The 24,072-nt window shown below is 64.8% G+C and carries 19 protein-coding genes and 1 tRNA gene; 11 read left to right on the forward strand and 9 right to left on the reverse strand.

All coding sequences use genetic code 11. From position 1 onward, the window contains the following. The first annotated feature begins 34 nt into the window (after nt 1-34). The 7 genes from FRC98_RS10280 to FRC98_RS10310 all read left to right on the forward strand — a co-directional run bounded on the left by FRC98_RS10280 (nt 35) and on the right by FRC98_RS10310 (nt 10,677). Nucleotides 35-2,557: a bifunctional serine/threonine-protein kinase/formylglycine-generating enzyme family protein gene (locus FRC98_RS10280; RefSeq protein ID WP_146981325.1), complete on the forward strand. Its 2,523-nt coding sequence runs from the start codon at nt 35-37 to the stop codon at nt 2,555-2,557. 54 nt (nt 2,558-2,611) lie between these two features. Beyond that, a complete protein-coding gene (locus FRC98_RS10285; protein WP_230467491.1) occupies nt 2,612-3,379 on the forward strand; it encodes an alpha/beta hydrolase in 768 nt (255 codons plus the stop codon). 93 nt (nt 3,380-3,472) lie between these two features. Beyond that, nucleotides 3,473-3,546 (forward strand) — tRNA-Pro (locus tag FRC98_RS10290). Nucleotides 3,547-3,684: 138 nt separating this feature from the next. Next, on the forward strand, nt 3,685-4,272 hold the full coding sequence (locus tag FRC98_RS10295) for a TetR/AcrR family transcriptional regulator (protein ID WP_146981327.1): 588 nt from the start codon (nt 3,685-3,687) through the stop codon (nt 4,270-4,272). 156 nt (nt 4,273-4,428) lie between these two features. Next, nucleotides 4,429-5,031: a TetR/AcrR family transcriptional regulator gene (locus FRC98_RS10300; protein WP_146981328.1), complete on the forward strand. Its 603-nt coding sequence runs from the start codon at nt 4,429-4,431 to the stop codon at nt 5,029-5,031. Between the two features lie 136 nt (nt 5,032-5,167). Next, a complete protein-coding gene (locus FRC98_RS10305) occupies nt 5,168-6,205 on the forward strand; it encodes an efflux RND transporter periplasmic adaptor subunit (protein ID WP_230467492.1) in 1,038 nt (345 codons plus the stop codon). Then, nucleotides 6,202-10,677, forward strand: a complete 4,476-nt coding sequence (locus FRC98_RS10310; RefSeq protein WP_146981330.1) for an efflux RND transporter permease subunit — start codon at nt 6,202-6,204, stop codon at nt 10,675-10,677. Before FRC98_RS10305 ends, FRC98_RS10310 begins: the two co-directional genes overlap by 4 nt. 187 nt (nt 10,678-10,864) lie before the next feature. Here FRC98_RS10310 and FRC98_RS10315 read toward each other — a convergent pair whose 3' ends face one another. Further along, entirely contained in the window at nt 10,865-11,452 is a 588-nt protein-coding gene (locus tag FRC98_RS10315) for a cytochrome c (protein WP_146981331.1), read from the reverse strand. Between the two features lie 281 nt (nt 11,453-11,733). On the opposite strand from FRC98_RS10315, the gene FRC98_RS10320 reads away from it, so the two are divergent. Beyond that, nucleotides 11,734-12,381 (forward strand): SDR family oxidoreductase, encoded by a 648-nt coding sequence (locus FRC98_RS10320; RefSeq protein ID WP_146981332.1) that lies wholly within the window; start codon nt 11,734-11,736, stop codon nt 12,379-12,381. Between the two features lie 81 nt (nt 12,382-12,462). Here the strand turns inward: FRC98_RS10320 and FRC98_RS10325 are convergent, their stop codons facing one another. From FRC98_RS10325 to FRC98_RS10335, 3 genes are all read right to left on the reverse strand, one after another. Then, nucleotides 12,463-13,605: a DUF8744 domain-containing protein gene (locus tag FRC98_RS10325; protein ID WP_146981333.1), complete on the reverse strand. Its 1,143-nt coding sequence runs from the start codon at nt 13,603-13,605 to the stop codon at nt 12,463-12,465. Between the two features lie 6 nt (nt 13,606-13,611). Continuing rightward, a complete protein-coding gene (locus FRC98_RS10330; RefSeq protein ID WP_347342163.1) occupies nt 13,612-13,941 on the reverse strand; it encodes a metal-sulfur cluster assembly factor in 330 nt (109 codons plus the stop codon). Between the two features lie 171 nt (nt 13,942-14,112). Next, a complete protein-coding gene (locus FRC98_RS10335) occupies nt 14,113-14,793 on the reverse strand; it encodes a helix-turn-helix transcriptional regulator (protein ID WP_230467494.1) in 681 nt (226 codons plus the stop codon). 249 nt (nt 14,794-15,042) lie between these two features. Between FRC98_RS10335 and FRC98_RS10340 the strand changes: the two genes are divergently transcribed. Next, nucleotides 15,043-15,273, forward strand: coding sequence for a DUF2249 domain-containing protein (locus FRC98_RS10340; protein ID WP_146981336.1), 231 nt, complete (start codon nt 15,043-15,045; stop codon nt 15,271-15,273). Between the two features lie 93 nt (nt 15,274-15,366). Then, entirely contained in the window at nt 15,367-16,032 is a 666-nt protein-coding gene (gene ric / locus FRC98_RS10345) for an iron-sulfur cluster repair di-iron protein (protein WP_146981337.1), read from the forward strand. A gap of 253 nt (nt 16,033-16,285) precedes the next feature. On the opposite strand, the gene FRC98_RS10350 is transcribed toward ric, so the two are convergent. Beyond that, complete coding sequence (locus FRC98_RS10350) at nt 16,286-16,864, reverse strand: hypothetical protein (protein WP_146981338.1); 579 nt, start codon at nt 16,862-16,864, stop codon at nt 16,286-16,288. Between the two features lie 438 nt (nt 16,865-17,302). Between FRC98_RS10350 and FRC98_RS10355 the strand changes: the two genes are divergently transcribed. Further along, nucleotides 17,303-19,372 (forward strand): oxygen-binding di-iron domain-containing protein, encoded by a 2,070-nt coding sequence (locus FRC98_RS10355; protein WP_146981339.1) that lies wholly within the window; start codon nt 17,303-17,305, stop codon nt 19,370-19,372. 92 nt (nt 19,373-19,464) lie between these two features. Here FRC98_RS10355 and FRC98_RS10360 read toward each other — a convergent pair whose 3' ends face one another. The 4 genes from FRC98_RS10360 to FRC98_RS10375 form a co-directional block, all read right to left on the reverse strand. Further along, complete coding sequence (locus FRC98_RS10360; protein ID WP_146981340.1) at nt 19,465-20,664, reverse strand: FAD-dependent monooxygenase; 1,200 nt, start codon at nt 20,662-20,664, stop codon at nt 19,465-19,467. Between the two features lie 103 nt (nt 20,665-20,767). Next, entirely contained in the window at nt 20,768-21,598 is an 831-nt protein-coding gene (locus tag FRC98_RS10365; RefSeq protein WP_146981341.1) for a hypothetical protein, read from the reverse strand. Nucleotides 21,599-21,998: 400 nt separating this feature from the next. Further along, the gene (locus FRC98_RS10370) at nt 21,999-22,577 is read right to left on the reverse strand and encodes a hypothetical protein (RefSeq protein ID WP_146981342.1); all 579 of its coding nucleotides are present in this window, start codon (nt 22,575-22,577) and stop codon (nt 21,999-22,001) included. Nucleotides 22,578-22,727: 150 nt separating this feature from the next. Further along, complete coding sequence (locus FRC98_RS10375; protein WP_230467495.1) at nt 22,728-24,071, reverse strand: cytochrome P450; 1,344 nt, start codon at nt 24,069-24,071, stop codon at nt 22,728-22,730. Nucleotide 24,072: the final 1 nt, after the last annotated feature.

A 24,072-nucleotide genomic window follows, 5' to 3' on the forward strand; every position in this document is an offset into this window, starting at 1 on the left:
GCACGTTTTCCAACTTCTGCGGTGGACTATAACGATGTCCCATCACGACGAAAACGCAGCGGAGATGCCGGCGGGGGCCGACACGCTCACGCATGCGCCGGAGCCGACCAACCCGGCGCTTCCGGCGACGGCGCGGCCCTTTGAGCGGCGGGCGACTCCCGGAGCGGTGGCGTACCATAGCACCCCGGAGGTGGGTCAGAAGATCGGGCGCTACATCAACCTGGGGCTGATTGGCCGCGGGGGCAGCGGGGAGGTCTATCGGGTGCGCGACCCCACGCTCAACCGTCGGCTGGTGCTCAAGATCATTCGCCCCGAGCGCGTCGAAGATCCGGGCGCGCTGGCCCGCTTTATCGACGAGGCCCAGCTCACCTCCCAGCTCGACCACCCGGGCATTGTGCCGGTGCATGAGCTCGGCAAGCTCGACGACGGCCGCATCTTCTTCGCGATGCGCGAGGTGCGCGGGCGCACCCTCTCCAAAGTTATCGCCGAGCGTCACGAGGAGTACCGCGCCCTGCCGGCGGCCGAGCGGGACTGGGACCGCGCCTTTCGCTCGCTGATCAGCATCTTTTTGCGCGCCTGTGAACCCATCGCCTACGCCCACTCCCGGGGCATCCTGCACCGCGACTTAAAGCCCTCCAATATCATGGTCGGCGACTACGGTGAGGTGCAGGTTCTGGACTGGGGCCTGGCCAAGATCCGCGGGCGAAGTGGCGAACACGGAGAGCTGGGCGGCACCGACAGCGAGGTCACTACCGATCGCGCTCAGGAGGCCGTCTATGAGACCCACCAGGGCAGCATCGTCGGCACACCGGCCTTTATGTCGCCGGAGCAGGCCCGCGGCGAACACGACCGCCTGGGCCCGGCAGCCGACGTCTACTCCCTGGGCGCGATCCTCTTTAAAGTCCTCGACGGACGCGCCCCCTTTGAGGGGCCCAGCGCCACGGCGATCATCCTCAAAGTGATGGCCGGTCTGGAGCGCTCCCCTGGTGAGGAGTTAGGTGCGCCGGCTGCGCTCATTGAGGTCTGCCTGCGCGCGATGTCGCCGGAGCCCGAGCACCGCCCCCCGGACGCCGACGCGCTCGCAAAGATCATCAGCGACTGGCGCGACGGCGCCAACCGCCGTCAGCAGGCCTTAAGCCTGGTGGCCCAGGCCGATGAACTCATCCCCCGTCACACCGCGCTGCGAGAGCGCGCCGATCGGTTGCGCCGCGAGTCGCGCCAGCGCCTCGATCAGCTCAGCCACACCGCGCCGGTCGATAAAAAACGCGCCGCCTGGGAGCTTGAGGAAGAAGCCCTCTTCCTCGATCGCCAGGCCGGTGCGATGCGCGCCCAGGCGGTGCGCCACCTGGAGTCGGCCCTGGCCCACGTCCCCGATCTGGGCGAAGCCCACGACCGCCTGGCCGGCATCTACCAGCATGATCACGCCCGCGCCGAGCTGGAGCGCGACCTCACCCGCGCCACCTCGCTGGAGATCTTCATCCGCTCCCACAACACCGGCCGATTCGACGACTACCTCTCCGGCAACGGTCAGCTCAACCTGCTCACCGACCCGCCCGGCGCACGTGTGGAGATCTTCCGCTATGTTCAAAAAGATCGGCGTCTTATCCCCGGCCTCAAACGTTTTCTGGGCTTCACCCCGCTCATTGGCACCGAGCTTGCGATGGGCAGCTACCTGGTCGTGCTCAACGCCGCCGGCCGCCAGACGGTGCGCTACCCGGTGGTCATCGAACGCCAGGAGCGCTGGACCGGCATCCCCCCCGGCGCCGACCGCCCTCGCCACATCGAGCTCCCCTTTAGCGATGAGCTCTCCGAAGACGAGATCTACGTTCCGGCAGGATACTTCTGGCAGGGCGGAGACCCGATGGTTAGCAGCAGCCCGCCGCGTGAGGTGACCTGGGTCGACGCCTTTGTGATCCGCCGCCACCCGGTCACCCACCACGAATACCTCACATTTCTCAACGACCTCATCGCCCGGGGGCGCGACGATGAGGCACAGACGCACTGCCCCCGGGGCGCAATCCATCAAAGCGGGGGGCTCATCTACACCCGCGACGAGACGGGTCATTACACCATCGATGACGCCCAACATCCCGACGTGGGCACCTGGCCGGTAGCCAACATCAGCTGGCACAGCGCCCGCGCCTTCGCCGCCTGGGAGAGCGCCCGTACCCTCAAGCCCTGGCGACTTCCCACCGAAGCGGAGTGGGAAAAAGCCGCCCGCGGCGTCGACGGTCGCTTCTTCCCCTGGGGCGACTTTCTCGACCCCACCTGGTGCAATATGGTCCACTCCGGTGCCCAGGCCCCGGTGCCGGTTGAGCACTTCCCCGACGATGAGAGCCCCTACGGACTTCGGGGTGCCGCCGGAAACATCCGCGACTGGTGCGCCGACATCATCGGCTCCGACGAGAGCTCCACCCACCCCCACCGCGGCGGCTTCTGGTTCGCCACCCCGGAGAACTGCCGGCTGACCTCGCGCGAGCTGCGCCCGGGCACCTCCACCTCGGTCGGCGTGGGCTTTCGTCTGGCGCGCGACTACGGACGCTCGAAACGCGGCTGAACGCGTTTAACTTGCCCGGAGCAAGCCGTCGTGTCCCCCCTAATGCAGGCCCCCATGAGCACCTCCATCCTCGAACATCCCCGCATCACCCGCAGCTACTTCTTCCCCCGCGCCGACACCCCCGACGAGATCTTCTTCGTCAACAGCGGTGATGCCCGCCTGGCGTGCGCCTATCACGTGCATGACCCCGAGGCCCACACCCTGGTGCACTTTCACGGCAACGGGGAGGTCGTCGCCGATTATATCCCCTGGATGGCCGATCTGCTGGCGGGCTTCGGCCTCAACAGCTTCTTTGTCGAGTACCGCGGCTACGGCGGCTCCACCGGATGCCCGGGACTTGTGAGCATGCTCGATGATGTTGACGCCGTCGTCGACGCCATCGACCAACCCGTCGAGCGTATCTTTGCTTTTGGCCGCTCCGTGGGCTCGCTCTACGCCCTTGAGCTCGCCCACCGTCACCCCGAGATCGCCGGCCTGGTTCTGGAGAGCGGCATCGCTGATGTCCTCGAGCGCGTGCTGCTGCGCGTGAGCCCCTCCGATCTCAACACCACCTTCGACGACGTTCAGCGCGAGACGCGGCGCTACTTCAACCACGAAGCCAAGCTCGCCGACTTCCGAAAGCCGCTGCTGATCATGCACGCGCTGCGCGATCATCTCGTCGATGTCAGCCACGCCCGCCGCATGCACGCCTGGTCGAGCTCTTACCAGAAACGCCTGGCGATCTTTGAGCAGGGCGACCACAACTCCATCTTCGAGGCCAACCGCACCGAGTACCTGCGCGACCTGCGCCTCTTTCTGACCCTGCACGCCCGCCAGCGATAAATCTCACTGCGATGCGCAGAACGGGTTGACACCCCGCAAACTCACCCTTATATACAGTCCTCACCTGGCGCCAGCCGCCAGTGAACGCCGTGTCGGGGCGTAGCGCAGCCTGGTAGCGCACTTGCTTCGGGAGCAAGGGGTCGGAGGTTCAAATCCTCTCGCCCCGACTTTAAAAAGACCCGCCAAACCTTGAGTTTGGCGGGTCTTTTTGTTTCTTGCCGCTCACACCACCTTGCCAGCCCCCTGCCCCGGACTTACCATTCCGCCCCTGGTTATGAAGCGCCCCTGAGACGTTGAGAGCGGCGATGAAACGACTTCCCACCGAGCAAAGACGCAAGCAAATCGCCGACGCGGCGCTGCGCATCATCGCCGAGCGCGGCCTGCGTCGCTTTACCGTCGCGGCGATCGCCGAGGAGGTGGGCCTGGCCGATGGCACGATCTTCCGTCACTTCGACGATAAAGATGACATCGTGCTCGAAGCGGTCCACCAGCTCGAAGAAGCCCTCATCGCGCAGGAGACCGAGTATGAGGGCGACCCGCTTGAGCGTCTCGGCGCCTTTCTGCACCACCGCATCACGCTGATGCGCGAGCGCCCCGAGTTCTTCAAAGCCCTCTTCTCCGACGACCTCGCCCAGGCCGGCCCTCCCGAGGCCGGTGAGCGTGTGCGCGCGCTCAAACGCCGCTCGATGCAATTTGTGCGCTCCCACCTCCAGCAAGCCATCGATGAGAGGCTCATCGAGCCCGGCCACAGCGCTGATGCGCTGCTCTACCTCGTCCACGGCACCGCGCTGGCGATTGTCTTTTCGGGCAATGACCTCAAAAAAGTCACCGGCGAGTCCCTCAAATCCGGCGCGATCTGGGAGAGCCTCGAGAGGTTGATGCGCCGCTCCTGACGCGCACTTCCCACGCTCGCCACTCCTCAACATTTCTCCTCACTCCGCAGCCTGCTTCCCGCGAAAACACCTCGCCGGGTCCGCGCCCTCTTGCCTTCGCGTTCACTCTGCCTTACCTTTGCAAGTGAACACTCGCTTGCATACAAGGAGCAGGCTATGAGCACACGAACATCCGGCAAGAGATCATCGGCCGAACGCCGACGCCAGATCGCTTCAGCAGCGCTGAAGATCGTGGCGGAGGGCGGGCTGCACCAGCTCACCACCGCCGCACTGGCCGAGCGCGTCGGTCTGGCCGAGGGCACCATCTTTCGGCACTTCCACGACAAAGCCGAGATCCTCGCGGTGGCCACCGAGCTTATCGAAGAGATGTTTGAGCACGCGCTGCCCGATACAAACGACGAAGCGCTCTCGCGCCTTGGCGAGTTCGTGCGCAGGCGCCTGACGCTGGTGGAGCTTTACCCGGGCATCCAGCGCATCATGTTCTCCGACCACCTGGCGACCTCCGGCTCTCCCGAGGCCGTGGAGCAGGTGGCGCGCCTGAAGCAGCGTGCCATCGACTTTATGCTCGACGCCCTTCGAGAGGCCCGCGCGAAGGGGCAGGTTCGCGAAGATATTGAGCTCGACGCCCTTCTGCTCATCGTGCACGGCACCGCCATGGCCGCGGCATTCTCCGTCAACCAGCTCGCCGGCCGCGGCATTCGACTTCAGGCCGACGCGACCTGGGCGGCCATCGAACACCTTATTCGCCGACCATCCTGAGGAGGGACGTGTCATGTTCTCGTCGTTATTTTTTTGGTTTTTTCGCCCTGACAAGCAAGCAAATACTCGCTTGAAGGCTTCGTTTTTGCTCTCCGGCAGCGTTTTTCTTCTCAGCCTCGCGGGGCTCAGCGGATGCATGAGCGACAACGCCGAACCTCAAGCCGCGGGCGAAACGGCCGTGCCTCCCCAGGCGGTGCGCGTGATCACCGTTGAAAAACGCGCGATGCGCCAGACCCTCGACTATGTGGGCACCATACGCGCCACACAGCAGGTCGCGCTGAGCGCGCAGCTCCCCGGCACGCTCACCTCCCTCCATGTCGACCGCGGCGATCGGGTCACCCGGGGCCAACTTCTGGCCCGCATCGATGCAAACGATATCGCGGCGCGCCGCGCTCAGATTGCCGCTGAGATTCAGCGCGCCCGCACCGAGAACGACTACCTCTGCGGACGCTATGCCACCGACCAGAACCTGGCCGAAGCCGGCGTCATTCACAGCGCGCAGCTCGACACCAGCCGCAACGCCTGCGAGAGCAGCGCGCAGGCGGTCGCCGCCACCGAGGCCAAACGCGGAGAGCTTGAGGCGACCCTAAACAAAGGAGTGATTCACTCCCCCATCGATGGCTACGTGCTCGAGCGCAGCGCGGAGCCCGGCGAAGATGTCGGCCCCGGCCGCCCCTTGCTGATGCTCGCCAGCGACGGACTGGAGGTGCTCGTGCCCGTCGTCGAGAGCGATCTTCGCCGGGGCATCAAGCCCGGCACGCCCGCCCTTGTGAGCCTGTCCACCAGCAGCGAGTTCGAGGGGCAGGTCGATACGATCGCCCCTTCTGCTCGCGGCGCGGCCCGAAGCGCCGAGGTGACCGTAGCGCTTCCCGAAAACACCACCGAACTTCGCCCCGGGATGTCCGCCGACGTCAGCTTCGTGCTCGCTGCGCTTCCCGACGCCACCCCCGTGCCCCGCGAGGCGCTTAAAGCCACCGACGAGGGATGGGCGATCTTCATCATTGAAAACGACATCGCCCGACGCGTCGACATCGAACGCGGCATCGCTCAAGGGGGGCTTATCGCCGTCGAACCCCGACTCGCCAGCGGCACAAAGGTCGCCGTGAGCAACCTCGACGCCCTCGATGAGGGCGCGCGCGTCTACCCGGTCGACGCTAAAGGAGGCCAGCGATGAGCCTGACTGAGCTGACCGTCAACAACAAACACACCGTCTGGGCGCTCGCCATTGCCGCAGCAATCTTCGGCATTCTGGCTTACGTGAGCCTGCCGATGCAGCTCTTTCCCGACACCGCCCCGCCCGTCGTGACCACCATCACCGCCTGGCCCGGGGCCTCGGCCGAAGACGTCGCCGAGAACGTAAGCCGCCCCCTCGAAGAGGAGTTTTCAGGGATGGAGGGTGCCTTGCGCGTCAAATCCTCCTCCCAGGACAACCTCTCACTGGTCAGCGTCGAGTTTGCGTACGACCGCGATCTGGACATCGCCGCGGTGGATACCCAAAACGCCGTGGCCCGCATCCGGGAGCGTCTGCCAGCGCAGATCCAGGAGCCGCAGGTCCTCAAGATCGACACCAGCGACAGACCCGTCATCACCCTTGGGCTCGCCGGCGACGACCTGGTGGACGTGCGCCGAAAGGCCGAAGACGTCTTCACCCCCCGCCTGCAACGCATTGAGGGAGTGGCGGCCGTCGACATCTTCGGCGGCGCACAGGACGCGGTCATCGTGGAGCTCGACCCCGCAAAACTCGAGGTCTACCGCATCCCCTTCTTCCGCGTCGTCCAGACCATCGAGTCGCATGACGCGGCGATGCCCGCCGGCAGCCTGCGCACCGAGCGCACCCGCACGAGCTTCCGGGTCGAGGCGCGCGCATCAAGCCTCGAGGAGCTCGCGCAGATCCCCTTTCTCACCCCCGATGGCTCCCGCGTGCGCCTGGGCGACCTTGGCGACGTTCGGCGCGGCGCGCTCGACGACGACGCCCGCTACGCCGTCGATGGCCAACGCGCCGTCGCAGTCCAGGTCTACAAGACCACCGACGCCAACACCGTCGAAGTCGTACAACGGGTCGAAGAGGTGCTCAAAACATGGTCCGCGCTCTACCCGGAGATCGACTTTCGGGTCGGCGAGGAGAACGCGAGCTTTACGGAGCAATCGACGTCGAACTTGTTGTCGAATGTGTGGCAGGCGCTTTTGCTGGCCTCGATCATCATCTTCCTCTTCATCGGCCGCGTGCGTGCCTCCTTTGTGGCGGTCATCTCGATGCCCCTCTCCTACGGGATCACCTTTGCGCTGATGCACGCCGCCGGGGTGGAGTTCAACATGGTCACCCTCTCGGCGATCATCCTGGCGGTGGGCATGGTCGTCGACGCCTCGGTGGTGGTGCTGGAAAACATCGCGCGACGCCGCGACGAAGACGGCCTCTCCGCCCGCGAGGCCGCCATCGAAGGCACCGACGAGGTGCGCCTGGCCGTGCTCGCGGGCGTGGCCTCCACGGTGATCGTGTTGGTCCCCCTGATCTTTCTGACGGGCTTTGTCGGCAAGACCTTCGGGCCGCTGGCGCTCACGCTGCTCTTTGCCTTCGTCAGCTCAGTGACCGTCGCCCTGGTGCTGGTCCCCGTGCTGACGCTCTACACCGGCGGGCGCAGCCGACTCGACGAGATCGGCACAAAAATCGTCTCCCCATTTGGCTGGCTGATGGACCGCCTCCAGCGTGCGTACCTCTTCGCACTTCGCGGCGCCCTGCGCCTGCGCTGGCTCGCCATGCTAATCGCGCTGGCGAGCATGATCGCCGGTGTGCTGCTGATCAAAAACCAGGGCATGGACGTCCTCCCGAAGATGGACGGCGGCAGCTTCTTCGTCTCACTCGAGACCCCATCGGGATCTTCGCTTGGCGAGACCGAGGCCGTGGTCCGGGAGGTCGAAGCGATCCTCGCTGCCGAGTCCGAAGTCGTCAAAGTGCAGTCTCAGATTGGTTTTGAGCAGGGAATGAAGAGCTTCTCGGCCACCGGCGCCCAGGGCCCCACCCAGGGCTTCATCACCGTCGCCCTCAGCCCGCGCACCGAACGCGGCGAAGACATCTGGAGCATCGAGCGCCGGGTACGCGAAAATCTTCAAAAAGTTCCCGGCATTCGCACCGCGACGGTGCGCGAGCTGGGCAACACCGCCAAATCGACCACCGCCGCTCCCGTGGTGGTGCGCATCTCCGGCGATGACCCGCTGGTGCTCGACCGCCTGGGCAGCGAGGTCATCGAGCGCATCGCTGCGGTCCCCGGCGTGGTGCAGCCGGTGCGAAACTGGCGCATCGATCAGAAACGCGTGGAGGTCGACGTCGACACCCTCCGCGCAGGCCAGATCGGGCTGACGCCCCTGGATGTCGCCCGCCAGATGCTGGCCGGCTCCGACGGCGTCAACGCCGGCGACTACAAGGGCGACCGCGGGCAATCTCCGCCCATCCGGGTGCGCTATGATCGCGAGCGGCTGGAGCAACCCGAAGATCTGCTCGACGTCCCGGTCTTCACGCCCCAGAGCTCCGAGCCCACCCCACTTCGTAGCGTGGCAAGCCTGCGGGAGACCTCCGGCCAGGCCCTGGTCACCCGCGAGAATTTTTTGCCCACCCTGGAGATCACCGCCTTCACCGAGGGGCGCGCGCTGAGCTTTATCACCGCCGAGGTCGAGGCCGCGCTCCAGAACTTTGAGGTCCCCCGGGGCTATGAAGTGCTCGCTGCTGGCGAGTCCGACGATCTCGGTGAGGCCCGCAGCAAACTCGGCGGGGCCTTTGCCGTCTCACTGCTCGCGGTCTACCTGCTCCTGGTCGCCCAGCTTCGCTCCTTCATTCACCCCTTAACCATCATGGGCGCGATCCCGCTGAGCCTCTCCGGGGTGGGCATCGCCTTGTGGCTCGCCGACAAGCCCGTCTCCATGCCGGTGATGATCGGCCTGATCTTGCTGGTCGGAACCGTCGTCAACAACGCCATTCTGCTCATCGACTTCATCCGCCAGGCCCGCGAGCGGGGCACCGAGCGCAACATCGCCATCGAGTCGGCCGTTGCCGCGCGCTTCCGGCCGATCATGATGACCTCGATGTCGACCATCGTGGGCATGATCCCCCTGGCCTCGGCCTGGGCGCTGGGTGCCGAGCGCTTCTCGCCATTGGCCGTCGCGGTCATCGGCGGGCTGAGCGCGGCGACCCTGCTGACCCTGATCATCATCCCGGTGATTTACGATCTTTTTGAAGACTTCGGCGACCGCCTGCGCAGCCTCGTCTCGCGCGCGGCAAACGCAACATCTGCGAAGAGCGCCTCCCCCACGCTCGTTGTGCTGCTCGCGACCGCCGGCGCCCTGCTCACACTGGGTGCCCTGCCCGCGGAGGCTTCTGCCGAGGCGCCCCTTCGCCTGGATGTAGCTGAGGCGGTGGAGATGGCGCGCGAGCATAGCTTCACGCTTCAGGCCCGCCGCGATGAGACCGACGCCGCCCGGGCCCGCAGCCACCAGGCCCGCGGACGATTTCTTCCCCGCGTTGATGTTCAGACCCGCGCCGCCAAACTCAGCGACGTGGAGCCCGGCACCCTCATGCTGCCCTCAGCGCAACCCGGCGCGCCCTCCAACGGCGTGCAGTTTGGCGAGGCCATCAACGAGACCTTCACCTTTCGGGCGCAGATCACCCAGCCCATCTTCGCCGGCGGCGCTCTCGTCGATGGCCGCGAAGCAGCCGACCTCGGCATCGAGCTGGCCCGCAGCCGCGAGCGCCAGGACCTGGCCGATCTTCGCCTGCAGGTCGAGCAGCTCTACTTCTCACTCTACCAGGCCCGAGAACTTCTGAAGGTCGCCGAGGCGTCCGTCGCGCTGCTCGAAGATCATCGCGAGCGCATCGAGCGCCTTTACGATGCCGGCCGCGCCACCCGTCTCGACGTCTCACGCGTCGAGGCCCGTCTGGCCGACGCCCGCGTCAGCATCGAGGAGGCGCGCGGCGCAACCCGCACCGCGCGCTTAAGCCTGCAAACCCTCCTGGGCGTCTCTCCCGATACCGACCTCATCCTCACCGAAGCGCCGCTTCCCGAGGAGCCCGAACTTCAAGAGAGCGCAACCCTGGCCCGGGCCGCGCTGCGCCATCGCCCCGAACTTCAGGTCGCGCGCCAGGGAGCCGAGGTCCAGCAGAAGCGCGCCGAAGCTCTCCGGGGAGCGTTGTGGCCGCAGCTCTTTCTGCAGGCGGGCTACACCCTGGCCAGCCCCCACGAGCGCTACTTCCCGCCCCGAAACGAGTTCAATGACTCCTGGGATATCTCGCTGAACCTCTCCTGGACGGCCTGGGACTGGGGAAGCACCTACTACGCGATGAAAGAAGCCGAGCATCTGGCAGCAGCCCGCCGCCGCAACGTCGAGCACCTTGAGGACTTCACCCGCCACGAGGTTGAGCGCCGGCGCACCGAGCTGGAAACCGCCCGTCACAGGGTCCGCGCCACCCAACTCTCCGTCACCGCCGCCCACCAGGCCCTGCAAGACGCACTCGCCCTCTTCCACGCCGGCCGACTCGCCAGCACCGAGGTGCTGGAGCTGGAGGTCGAACTCACCCGGGCGCGCGCGCTCCAGGTGCAGGCTCAGGTCCAGGCTCGCCAGACCGACGCTGAGCTTCGTCGTCTCACCAGCACCCCCTGAGCTCACCCTGCTTCACGCAGCGCCCCTCTCCCCCCGCTCCCCGGACTTCGGGACGCTTTCCAACTTCAAATCTCAAAACACAAAGGCCACACCGACGCGATGGTCGGTGTGGCCTTTCATCTTTGCTTTCTGTGGGGTGTTCGGCGGCGAGCTGCGACTCAGCTCACCCCCTTCACAGCTTTTTGAATCAATAACGAAACGCGGTGTGGCAATTTGTGCACCCCTGCACCAGCTCACCATAGGCGGCGGTCGCTCGCTGCAGGTCGTCGGCCTTTGCCGCCCGCAGAAGTTCCCGAAGATCATCGTGGAAGACCTCATCCATCTCCACAAACGCCTCGATCCGCTCAGGGTTCTTCGGCGGAAGGTACGCCCCGGCCTCAATCGCGGAGTGGGTGAGTTCCTTGGCCGGATGCACCCTGTGAATCAACGCGGGAATGCCCCCGAGCTGGTTGTTGGCGATCAGCGTCAGCGTGGTGTGCATCGCCTCATTGAGCAGCCGCATCTCGTGCTGCACGGCGTTGACCCCTTCGGGAAGATCCTCAAACGAGGCGGGCGTCTCTGCCGCGTGCGGATCTGCTGCATGTTCATCCGCAGCATGTTCATCGGCATGAGTCTCCTCATCCTGATGATGCGCCTCGGGAGCACTCGCGACTTCTGCTGGCTCCTCGTTTGTATCGCAAGCCGATACGCCGATCAGCACCAGAAATGAAGCCAATCCGATCGCACTTTTTCTGAACTTCGTCATGCTCTCTCCTTCAAAACCAACGATCCCCACGCCGACACGCTCACGGAACGTGGACTGAGGATGTTTGAATTACTCACGCCAAAACCTGCACTTCCAAGCAAGTAAACACTAGCTTCCAGACCTGCCCGGGTCAATTCAGCCTGCCGGCCAACTCGCTTCTCCACCGATGTACCGCCCCGCCCCGGTCTGCAGCGCGCAACGCGGCCCGCCACGTTGATATGCGCCTCCTCATGTTTTCCTTTGGTGTCCGCCCACGCGCTCGCAGATTCAGAGTGAGTCGCACCCCTCACACCCACCTTTGGAGAGACCCAATGGACGTCGTCATTGTCGGAGCCCACGGAACCGTCGCCATGCACCTTCACCCCATGCTCAAAGAGCGCGGCCACAGCGTCCGCGGCGTCATTCGAAAGGCCGAGCAGAGAGATGAACTCAACAAGACCGGCGCCGAAGCCATCCTCTTCGATCTCGAAAACGACGCTGACCTCGCCACTGCCATCGGCCAGGCCGACGTGGTGGTCTTTGCCGCCGGCGCGGGCCCGGGAAGCGGCAAAGCGCGCAAATACACCGTCGACCGCGACGGCGCCCGCAAACTCATTGAGGCCGCCAAAACCAACGGCATCAAGCGCTACATCATGCTCAGCGCGATGGGTGTTGATGAAGACAGAGCGTACGACGACGAGGTCTTTGCTGCCTACGTCGACGCCAAGGCCCAGGCCGACGCCGCGCTCCGAGAGAGCGGCCTCGACTACGCCATCATCCGCCCCGGCCGACTCACCGACGATGAGGGAAACGGCCACATCTCCGTCGGCAAGAGCGTTGCTGAGGGCGAGATCCCGCGTGAAGACGTCGCCGCCATCATCGCCTACCTGGTCGAGCATCCCGAGCTCATGAACCTGCAGTTTGAAGTCACCTCCGGCAAACAAAGCATCAGTGAGGCCTTCTCGGCGATTGTGCGTTAGAGCCGACCCTCGATCCTCGCAGGTCCTGACCTCCGGCCAACCTGACCGGGGCTTCCAACAACATAACTTCACCTGCCTCACTCATCGCTTTTGCGACGCGTTTGCCCTGCGCCGGGAACGGCGCACGCTGGAGGCCAGCACCAACATAAACAGGCCGACCGCCGCCGCGCCGCCGATACCTCCGGCGCGGCGAAGGTTCTCAAATCCCCCCAGATCCCCCACCACACGAAGCAGCGTGGCCAGGTGCAATGCGAGCAGCGGCACATAGAAGCGCGCGCCGTGACGCACCTTCAGACCGCTGAGCGCCGGCAAGATCACCTGCGCGTGCGCGAAGACCATCGAGAAGACAAAGCCCATAAAGATGGCGTGCCACAGCGCGTCGTACACCAGCCCGAAACGCACCCCTCCATGAATCACTGCCAGCACACCCGCGAGGGTCAGCCAGAAGTATCCGGCGAGTAGCGCGGAGGCCATAAAGCGCGGGGCGCCGGGCAGGCGAATGGTCGAGCGTGCGATGTCGTGGCGAACCAGCCAGGCCGCGAGCATGATGAAGCCCCCGCCGAGCAGGCGCATGCCGACATCGAACACGACGAGCGAGGCGACGAGGCCAGCCACCGCAACGCCAAAGCCTGCCCAGAACGGCGCATGGGAGCGCTCACCGCCCCGAAAACGCGACAGCTCCAGGCGTTCCCCCACGATCGTCAGCACCAGAAAACTCGCCCAGAAAGGCACGACCTCGGAGACCGGCACCCCTGACATCCACGCCACATTTCCCGCCGCCCAGGCTACCGCTCCCAGCGCCATCGCCAGCGTAAAGGACTCAAAGCGCCGCGAAAGCAGCACGGCGAAGACGCCGACCAGGGCCGCCGCCGCCAGAGAAAACAAGACCGCGGCCAGGCCCGCATCCGAGAGCGCCACCAGCGCCACCCCGCCGCTCACCGCCGCCACCGGCGCGACGTAGCTCCAGGCCGTCCTGACCGCGACGGCACGCTCCATCGAGATCACCGTCCCGAAGAAGGCGCTGACCATCAAGGGCCCATGATGATGGACGAGCACCTCCGGCAGCGCTCGGCCCACGCTCCCCGGCAGCACCACCCCCATCCGCGCCAACCCTCCCAGGATCGCGGCGACCATGAGCATCGCCGCCCCCATCAACGCGACGACGATCACCCCACGAAACGCCCGGGTGACCGGGCCGAGCACGCTCTGAGAAGGCCTGGTCATCGCGCTCTACCTCCCGAGCTGCTGGCGAGCGTACGCGGACATCATCTCCGGCGACCACGCCGGTTCAAAGACCACAGCCACGCGCACCTGCGCGTGAGGATCGACAAACTCCCAGATCGCATCGCGAACATCCTCCTCGATCACCGCCGAGAGCGGGCAGGCCGGCGTGGTCATCGTCAGGACCACATCGATGCCGCCCTCGCGGCACGCCACCGCATAGACCAGCCCCAGATCGACGATGTTGATGCCGACCTCCGGGTCAATGACCGCCCGCAGGGCTTCCAGGCATTCCCGGTTTTCCTCGCTGGGCGTCACCGGGACGCCTCCCGCAAGCAGCGCCGCAGCATCGAACCCGACCTCATCGGCGGAAGCCGGCAAGTCGGAATCTTCGTCGCGTCTCTTCCCGAGCAATGTGAATAGATCCATCGGCAAAACCCTCCAGGCGGTTGACTGCTCCGATATAATCACCTCGCCAGAGAAATGAATCGCAAAACAAAGATTTAAACCTCAAACCTGATTCAAATCCTCGTCATCCTCAGACGAAGCGGCCTGAAACTCGTAGACACACGCCGGATGACCCTCGGGCATATACCCCACGCGCTTTAGGTCCCGCTGCAGGGCCTGCTCCAGAAACTGGGCTTCCAGCCGACAGGGCAGCCGGGTGGCGCGCACCGCCTCGGAGAAGGGGCAGTTGCACTCGCGGATGGTCACCACATCCTCCTCGACGGTGACCTCCGGAACAAAACCCTGCTCGGCCAGAAAAGCCTCGACCACCTCGAGCCGCTCCTCCAGCGTGTTTGCCCCGGCCTCTTCAAGACGCTCGCTGAGTTCCTCTCTGCGCTCCCTCCACATCTGGCGAAAAAAATCGTCAATCAGCGCGGGGTAGCCCTGAAGCACCAGAAAATCGAGCATTTTGCCAAAAAGCGCGGCGTCCTGGCTCGGAAAAAGCTGCTGGCCCGCGGGAGTAAGCCGGTAACGCAGAGTCGGACGCCCCGGGCCATCGGGCACGCTCTGGCGGGTGAGCAGCTCTTTCTTCTGCAGGTGATCAAAATGCTGGCGGACCGTTGTCTCACCGAACCCCAACGCCGCGGCCGTCTCTTCCACCGTGACCGTGCCCTGGCGTTTGATGAACTCGACGATCTGCAGCCGCGAGGAAGAGAGCAGGTTTAAGAGGTCGGGGGTTGTCACGGTCTTCTCCAGTCCTGGGGGGCAGTGTGGGGCGTTCTTCGGCGTGCGTGGGACGTGCTGCGCGGGACACGTCTGTCGAGAACCCATTTGACAGCGCTCGTCGACGCATCTATGAATTAAATCGCATTATGTAGTTTTTATTCTTAACACGGCTTCAGCGTAGCGGGGTGAGGGGGGAAGTCAAGACGACCCCTCCCCCCGAAGGCCCTCCCAACTCACCTGCGCACCCCATCTCGACGAGAGGTATCCATGCCAGACGCACATGAATTGGACGTCACCCGAATCGAACCTCATATCCGCCACGCCACGATCTTTGCGACCTTCGACGCGCTCAATGCCGGCGAGTCCTTCGTCATTGTGAACGACCACGATCCGGCGCCACTTCGTTTTCAGTTTCAAGCCCGACACCCCCGGGCGTTTGAATGGGACTACCTGGAGCTGGGGCCACGCACCTGGAAGGTGCGCCTGACCCGAACATAATCGCCTGCCTCCTCACCAAACGCCTCATCGACCTCGTATCGCTCCTCCTCCTTTTATCCTCGCTCACCCCACCATCAACACCCAGGAGCCCCCGTGATCACAGCCGATCAGACCGTTGGACACATCGCAAAAAACTTCCCCATGAGCACGCGCGTCTTCGGGCGTTACAAGATTGATTTTTGCTGCAAGGGCAGGCTCTCCCTGCAGGAGGTGTGTGGCACCCACGACATCGAAATCGACAAGCTCGTTGCAGATATCGAGGCCGAGATCGAGCTCGCGCCCCCGACGGCGCTCGACGGCTGGGCGGATCGCTCCACGCCGGAGCTCGTGGCACACATTCTGGAAAACTACCATCGCCCGCTCGACGAGGAGCTCCCGCGCCTGGAGTCACTGGCCGATAAAGTCGCCCGTGTTCACGGCGATCGCGACCGGCGCCTGCCCCGCATCGCGCAGACCTTCACGCTGCTCAGGGCGGAGCTGGAGGAACACTTCCGCAAGGAAGAGAACGTACTCTTCCCGGCCATCCTGGCGGATGACGGCCAACCCCTCGCCGGTCCGATCCGCGTGATGCTCCAGGACCACGAAGATGCCGGAGATATGCTCGTCCTGCTGCGCGAGCTCGCCGATGACTTCCAGGTCCCGCCGCACGCCTGCAACTCCTGGCGTGCGCTCCTGGGCGGACTCGAAGATCTGGAGCGCTCGCTGCACGAGCACATCCACCTGGAGAATAACATCCTCTTCCCCCGCGCTGCCGCCTGACACGACGTAATTTGCGCTGCCACCGCTCCCGCGGCCGCGCCATAGACAGCCCGCCAGACCTCTCAGACCTGGCGGGCGTCTTCGCCCCGGGCGTTCTGGAATTCACATCAACGTAGACGTCCCCCCCCCCTCCCGCACGACACCTCTGACCTCCACATCTTCAAATCTCTCCCCCGCCATCCTGCCCCCCCGAGCAGGTGTTCCAGCAGTCCTATAGCCGCGCAAAGCCTGCGCCCGAGCCTCCTCTTCAGGCTCAATCCGCATCCATACGCACGTTAGGATAAGGATTAAACTGCGGCCGACCGATGGCGATAAAGTCGTGTTTCGTCGCGGTGTGGCAGGCGTTGCACTGTGCGATCACCGCATCGTACTCCTTCTCGAAGGTCGCGGTATCGCCGGCCTCGATCGCCTCTTCGATCTTCTCCAACCCGGGGAGCACGCTGCGATCGAAATAGTCGACTACGTCGATCCCCTCCTCCACCGGTTTGGCCTCGCGCAGCTCTTCGATGACCTCCTCGATCTCATGGATCTGGTAGTCGACCATCCCCTTGTTGCCCGCCTCCCCCGCATACCAGACCGCCGAGTAGCGCCGCCCGATCTCAAACATATGCGCCCCCAGATGCACCTCATCGTGGGCGTGATCTTCGTCGTGCTCCTCCTCCGCCTCATCGCCCGGCTCCACCACGGCTTCGGTCGCTTCTGCCTTCTCCTGTGGTTCGGGAGCGCGCTCACAACCCATCAGCCCTCCCACCGCCAGGGCCAGCACCATCAACACCACCGCGCTCCGCCCCTTACGGGCACCCGCCACATCCTTCGCTGCATCACACGCCATACGCCTCTCCTTCACCACAACCTCCTCAAATCATCGCATATCCGACAGCATCGCCAACCCTACAACCCAGGGCCCCCCACGTGGCCCGCACCCGCGCCAGTGTTGAAGATCCACACCGGCGAGGCAAGGCGAGTCGATCGGTTTAAAACCGACAAAATTGCACTCCCCGCCTCCCCTCAACGCAAATTTATTCGCCCGACTCGCCGCGGCGCAAAATATGCGCATTTCGACGCCCGAAATTCCCCTCGTGGCGTCCGATTTTAAGCGAAAACTTCTTCACTTCCCCACGTTGTCGCACATCGACACACCCGTGGCACAGCCTTTGCTTAACGTCGTCGCGACCCGCGAGGGTCCCGGCCTCCCCGGGGGGGTTCGGCCCTCCCCCACCCTCGCAACTCCCCTTCCCCATACTCCCTCCTCAGCAAAAGGCAGTACGTTGTGAAGACCGACACCCTCCCCCCAGGCAGCGCCGTGGGCCAGTACCACGTCATCCGAAAACTCGGCGAAGGCGCCGCCGGCCAGGTCTACCTGGCCCACCACAAGATCCTCGATCGCGAGTTCGCCCTGAAGATCCTCCACCCGGAGTGGGTGGGCAACGACCAGCTCACCCGCCGGTTCTTTCAGGAAGCCCGCCACGCCACACGCCTCAAACACCCCAACATCGTCGGGGTGATCACCGCCGACCAGCACAACGACTTCTATTACCTGGTCATGGAGTTCGTCGACGGGGTCTGCCTCGAAGCGCTCCTCGCTCAACAGGAGCGCCTGCCCGCCGAGCGCGCCATCCCTTACGTCGTCGGGGTGCTGCGCGGTCTGGAGCACGCCCACAAGAAAGGCATGCTCCACCGCGACGTCAAAGCCGACAACATCATCATCGAGAACGCCACCGATCGCGCGCGCCTGCTGGACTTCGGCCTGGTCAAAGACACCGAGGCCACCCAGAAACTCACCGCCCAGCACGCCGTCGTCGGCACCCCCTACTACATGCCCCCCGAGCAGTGGCGCGGCGAAGAAGTCGACGCCCGCGCCGACATCTACTCGGCCGCGGTCACGCTCTACTACGCTCTATCCGGGCGCTTTCCCTTCCCGGGCCGCTCTCCCCTGGCGGTGGCCCACCGCCTGATGAGCGAGTCTCACGATCCCCTCGGTGAGATTCTGCTCTACGCTCAGCCCACGCGCGCCACAGAGCTTGTCACCATCCTCGACCGCGCCCTCTCCCGTGAGCGCGATCTTCGCCCCTCCTCCGCCGCCCAGCTCGCCGACGAGCTGGAACAATGGCTGGAAGAGCAGCGCCCCTCCCCCACGGCAAAAACCTCGTCACGCACCATCGCTTACGCCCCCCCAACCGCCGAGCCCACCATGAGCATCCCCACGCCAAACCTGGTCACCGAGCCCGTTGAGATCGCCCCGAACACCTACTGGGTCGGCAAACGTCCGCCCAACGAGATCTTCTACGCCAACCCCTACCTGCGCCACTTTCCCGGCCAGCAGGGCCAGGAAGATTTCAACCTGATCATCGACCCCGGCTCCACCAAAGACTTCAGCGTGGTCCAGGCCAAGGTGGGGCGAGTGATTGGTACGATTAACAACCTCAGCTCGATCTTCATCAACCATCAGGACCCCGATGTGGGCTCCTCGGTCGGCGTGCTTCTGGGCCGCCACACCCCCAACGCGCATGTGCTCTGCACCGAAGATACCTGGCGGCTGATCCAGTATTACAACGTGCCCCGCGAGCGCTTTGTCGCTCTGGAGCGCTTCCCCCGCGGCATCAAGCTGCCCACCGGCGATGTCGTGCGCCCGGTGCCCAGCCCCTTCTGCCACTTCGTCGGCGCGATGATGCTCTACGATCCGGCCACCCGCGTGCTCTTCACCGGCGATCTCTTCGGCAGCCTCACCGACAAAGATGCCGAGGGCCTCTACGTCGACGAGTCTGACTGGGCCGGCATGCGCGCCTTCCACCAGATCTACATGCCCACCCAGGGCGCGGTGCGCTACGCCCTGAGCAAGATCCGCGAGCTGAGCCCGGCCGTAGAGATCATCGCCCCGCAGCACGGCCGCGTGCTACGCGGCCACTGGGTCAAAGAGTACATCGACCGCCTCTGGAACCTGCCGGTGGGCCTGGATATCCTCGACGATCGCCACAGCAGCCCCGAAGAGCTGCAGGCCTGGACCACCGTGCTCAACCGCCTGGTCGAAGTCGCCCGGCAGGCCATCGGCGACGAGGTCTACGCGCTGCTGGAGTCTGACCCCAACCTCAGCGGCATCCTCTCGGTGAACTCCGGCAGCGTCGAGATCACCTCGCTGGGCAAGACCACCGTCGAGCGCGCCGTGCGCCTGCTCTGCGAGCACGTCACCCCGGATGTGGCCAGCGCCATCAAGTACGAAGCGGTCTACTCCGCCAACGAACTCAGCCTACCCACCCCCATGGTCGAGCTCGATGAAGACGGCCCCGAGATCGCAAGCTCCCGGCTCGATCCCATCGCCGACGCCGGCTTCTCCAAAGTCTGATCGAAACCTCACTTTGCACTCTCATTCCCCGACCGGGAGTCAGCCCCCGGCTGACTCCCGGTCGCCGATCGCCCCCGATTTTCGCAACCTTTTCAGGCTCCCCCCTCCACCCGATAGTCCCAGATCTCGGCCTGCTGCCGATCCAGCATCGCCCTGGGCGTCCACCGCATCGCCAACTCCCGCATCCAGACCGCCACCGGATGTTCCAGCTGCCCGACGGTGCCAAACTGACGGGAGAGACGCTGCAACATCGCGGTGCGCTTGCAACGCCTGGCCTCGTAACGTCGAAACGCCGAAGCCACATTGACCGACGCCAGGCTCCCCTGCTCATCCCGAAGCTCCGCGAAGCAACGCGCGAGCATCGCCGCGTCTTCGATCGCCGAGCAGGCTCCCTGCCCGAGATTCGGGGCCATCGGGTGGGCCGCATCCCCGAGCAGCGTCACATTCTCCTGACCCCACATCTTCAGCGGAGGACGATCGAAGATGTCGTTTCGAAGCACCTGCGCAGCCGGTGTCGACGCAATCATCGCGCGAAAATAGTCGGGGAACGCCTCAAATCGACGCTGCAAATCCTCGATCACATCCTCGCCATCGCGCTCCCCCTGCGGGGTATTGGCGGTCGCCCACCAGTACACCCGCTCCTCATCGATGTACCCCATCCCCGCGCGTCGCCCTCGCCCCTGCAGCTCCAGCAGCATGCCGCGCGCAAAACCTTCGTGCTCAAAGCGCGAGGTCACGCCGCGCCAGCACGTATACCCGTGATACGCAGGCTGAGCCTCACCGGGATGCAGCTGCGCACGGACCGCCGAGCGCAACCCATCACACCCGATCAACGCCCGGCCCCAGCCGCCTGCCCACCCCTCATCACCCACAGCACGCACGCGACCGCGTTCAGCATCATGCTCAAAGCCCTCAACGGCGCGGCCCGTCTCAACCTCAATGAGCGCATGCTGCGTGGCAGCCTCATAGAGCACCCCGTGCAGCGCCGCCCGGTGGATCATCCGAAAAGGGGCATCCGCACGCGCATTCGCCTCCTTTTCGACAAAAAGTTCGCCCCGATCGGCGCCGATCCCCAGATGCGTCATCGGCGCACTCACCCGTTCCAGCGCGTCACCAAGACCGCGCGCGTACAGCACCCGCGAGGCGTTCGGGCCCAGCAGGATGCCCGCGCCCACCTCTCGCACTTCGGCGAAACGCTCCACGACCACGACGGGGATGGACTCATGGGCAAGGCAAAGCGCCGCGCTCAGCCCCCCGATCCCCGCTCCCACCACAATGACTGGCTCATCCATCACCCACCTCCAAGTTGAGACCTCTGCCGCCTTCAGGCCTCAGAGTAGAGAAGGTCCGCCCCCCGTGCAACGTGGCGAATTGCCTCGGGGTCACGGACGGCGCTTACTTCACGCGCAGCTCATCAAAGATGATCTGGCGCTCGCTCCCCTCAAAGTTGCGCGTTACGGAGAGGCGCAGCGGCCCAAGCTCCTGATAGTCATCCCAGAAGACCAGCTGCGGCGGCCGATCCCCCTGCAGATGCATCTCCCAGGCCCGCACCTCACCGCTCTCCGGCTCCACCTGAACCAGGTAGCGATCACCGGGTGTCAATCCCACTCCCTCAAAGCTCAACTCCAGCACCTCCAACGTCTCCCCCTCGCGTTCAAGCTCCCCCTCGTGGCCCAACGAAACGCCCGGATCAAAGACTTTCAGCGGCATCAGCAACCAGTACACATCGTTCACCCAGCGCGTATACGCCCCCTTTCCGGCGATCTCCAACGCCTCTCCTTCTATGGGGTCGCCATCGCGGCTGGCCTCCTCGGCTGTGGCGTCATCCAGGTTCACCGTCACGTCCCACTCCACCCCCTCCTCATCGGTCCAGCGCACGCGGTCGACGCCCTCCCAGACCTTCCAATCATGGGTGGCCGCAAAGGTCTCCTCGTCCTGCTCTTTCACCACAAAACGAAATCCCAGCTCTTCGACCTGAGGCCAGCGCTGGCCGCCGTGCGCCTCAAACACCCGGGCTGCCAGCTCCCCGGCCGGCCCCTCAACCTGCGGCGTCGGCGCCACCGGAAGCTCCTCCTCAGCCCGCGCCTTGCTCCCCTCCTCCCCCTCGTCATCCAACACCGGCGCCTCACCGCCGACGCTGCCCTCCCCCTCTTCGGCAGGGCCATCACAGCCCGCCGCCAGCAGCGCCACCGCCAACACCATCATCCACCCACGAAAACCTTTCATCTCACACCACCCTGGTCTGCAATTCGTCGAACAACCGCTCGCGCTCCATGGCCAACTCGGGCCCCGAAGCGCATCCACGTCGCAATCTTCAACTCGCCGGCTCACCTTTCAAGCCATCTTCTCCGATGCGATCGAACATCCCTCCGCCCATCACTCCGCCCATCACCGAAACGCGACATGTGTTCACCCGGCCACAGCGCTTCGTTCCGATTGCACAAACGCCCCTTTCCACGGCGACTTCCGGGCATCCGGATCGCTTCCTGAATGAAACAAAAAAGGCTGGCAGGCGCTCCTCGCGCCCACCAGCCCTGCTGCACACTTTCATTAACCCGAATCTCGGCTCAGGAGGCGACCGACAACCTCACCGGCCCCGGCGCATCCTCAACCCTTCCTTTGCGACTCAGGGCAAAAACACCCGCCGCATCTTCATCGCCGACCACCAGTTCGTCACACACACCTCGCCAGTGATCTCAGCATCAAAACCACTGCCGTCGGCCAGCGTCGTCCCGTTGATGTAGAAGGTGCCGCTGGCCCCCTCAAAGATGCCCGTGCCGCCCTGCACGCGGTTGAACTCGGTAAAGATCCCGGCGGCGTTATCCAGAATCCCCGCGTCCGTGCTCTGAAGCTCCCCGTAAGGGGTGATCAACGTGAGCACACCGGCGTAGGTCCACGTCGTGGCCGGCTCCACCGGCGGAAATACCACGCTATCCTCACCGATCACCCCGCCGCCAATCCCATCGGCCACATAGCTCGTCGAGCCGACCACCCGACCGCCGCGCTGCAACAGGTCGCCGGCGGTGCACAACCCTACCGCGCTCTCACACCCTTCCGAGAAAAACGTCGCGCTGAGCGAGGCGCTGATCGACCGACAAATCGGCTCGCCGCTCGAAGGTCCATGCGCCCAGGACGTCGCGCTCAACGCCATCGCTGCCACCACCACACTCGAACCCACCACCGTCTTCATACATACACCACGCATCTCGACCTCCTGCTTCCAGGGACAACACCACCATTACGCTCAGACGCAACGCGCCTGTCTCGTCGGGCCTCGCAGACTCGCCAGTGGCGAGCCGCGTAACTTGTCTCGTAAAGGTTTACCTCTTCAGGGTGACAGGTTGGCGTCGCACGATCAAGGACTTTCGCACAGTGCGCTTTCACGCCGTCGTACCACCTGCGTGCCCCCCGAAGGCGCAATCGTCACAAGTCGCCTCACCGGCCGCAGCGCGCGCTCCCCGGCCAACTCCAGATCGACGTTTCGCAGCAGGGTTCCGAGCACGATCTTCATCTCATACATCGCCAGCCTCGCCCCGATGCAGCGCCTCACCCCGCCGCCAAAGGGCAAAAACTGATGGGAGCGGTAGGTGCGATCGAGAAATCGCTCCGGCCAGAAACGCTCCGGCTCCTCAAACACCTCCGCGCGCCGGTGCGCCAGATAGATGGCAGGCATCGCCACCATCCCCGGCTCCAGCGTATAACCCCCGACCTTCACCTCCCGCTGCACCTGACGGGCGATCACCGGAATCACCGGTGTGAGCCTCAATATCTCTTTGACCACCGCCTCCAGATACGCGCTCTGCGCGATCTGTCCCCCGGTGCACGCCTCCCCCAAAGCCAGCATCTCCCGGCGCGCTCGCGCATAAACCTGCGGTGAGCTCAAAAGCCAGTAGATCCCCCAGGCCAGCGCCGTCGCCGTCGACTCATGACCGGTTGCCATCAGCGTGAGCACCTCGTCGTGAATCTCCTCGCGAAGCATCGGCTGGCCCTCCTCATCGCGGGCCTCCAGGAGCACCGCCAGGATGTCGCCACGCGCCTGCTGATCTTCGGTGCGACGCTCGTCGATCTCTTCGTAAATCAGCGCTGAAAGCTCATCGAGCTGCCCCACAAACTGCGCCCACCGCGCGCCGGCGGCCTCCCCGCCGGCGCGCTGACTGAGCAGCGCCAAATTGAAAAGCTCATCGTCGAGCACCGCCGCAAACGCCCGGGAAAGCCGCTGCCGGCGCTCGGTGCGCTCCGGCCCGAACACCATCTCAATGATCAGCCGAAACGCCACCTTCTGCATCGAGGGCCGCACCGCAAAAGGCGCGTCAAAGGCCCACTCCCGGCAGATCTCCTGTGTAACCCGATGAATCAGCTCCCCGTACGCCTGCACCCGCCCTCGCCCAAAACTCGGCATCAGCAGCTTTCGCTCGCGTCGGTGCCGCTCCCCCTCCAGCAAAAGCAGCGAGTTCTCGCCAAGAAAGGGCTTAAGAATCCCGTTGCCCGCCCCCGCCCAGAAGACCTCCGGGTCCCCACCGAGCACCTCCTGAATCGCCTCCGGGCTACTAAAAATCACGCCGACCCCGTAGCCGCGAAAATCCAACGCGAAGGTCTCGCCAAGGGTCGCAGCACACTCCTCCAGAAACCCGTAGGGGCGAGTCATCCACTGCAGCGTCTGCTGTGCGCTGGAGAGTTCGGGACGAGGAGGTAGGGTCATT

This window comes from Lujinxingia vulgaris, assembly GCF_007997015.1.
Lineage (GTDB): Bacteria > Myxococcota_A > Bradymonadia > Bradymonadales > Bradymonadaceae > Lujinxingia > Lujinxingia vulgaris.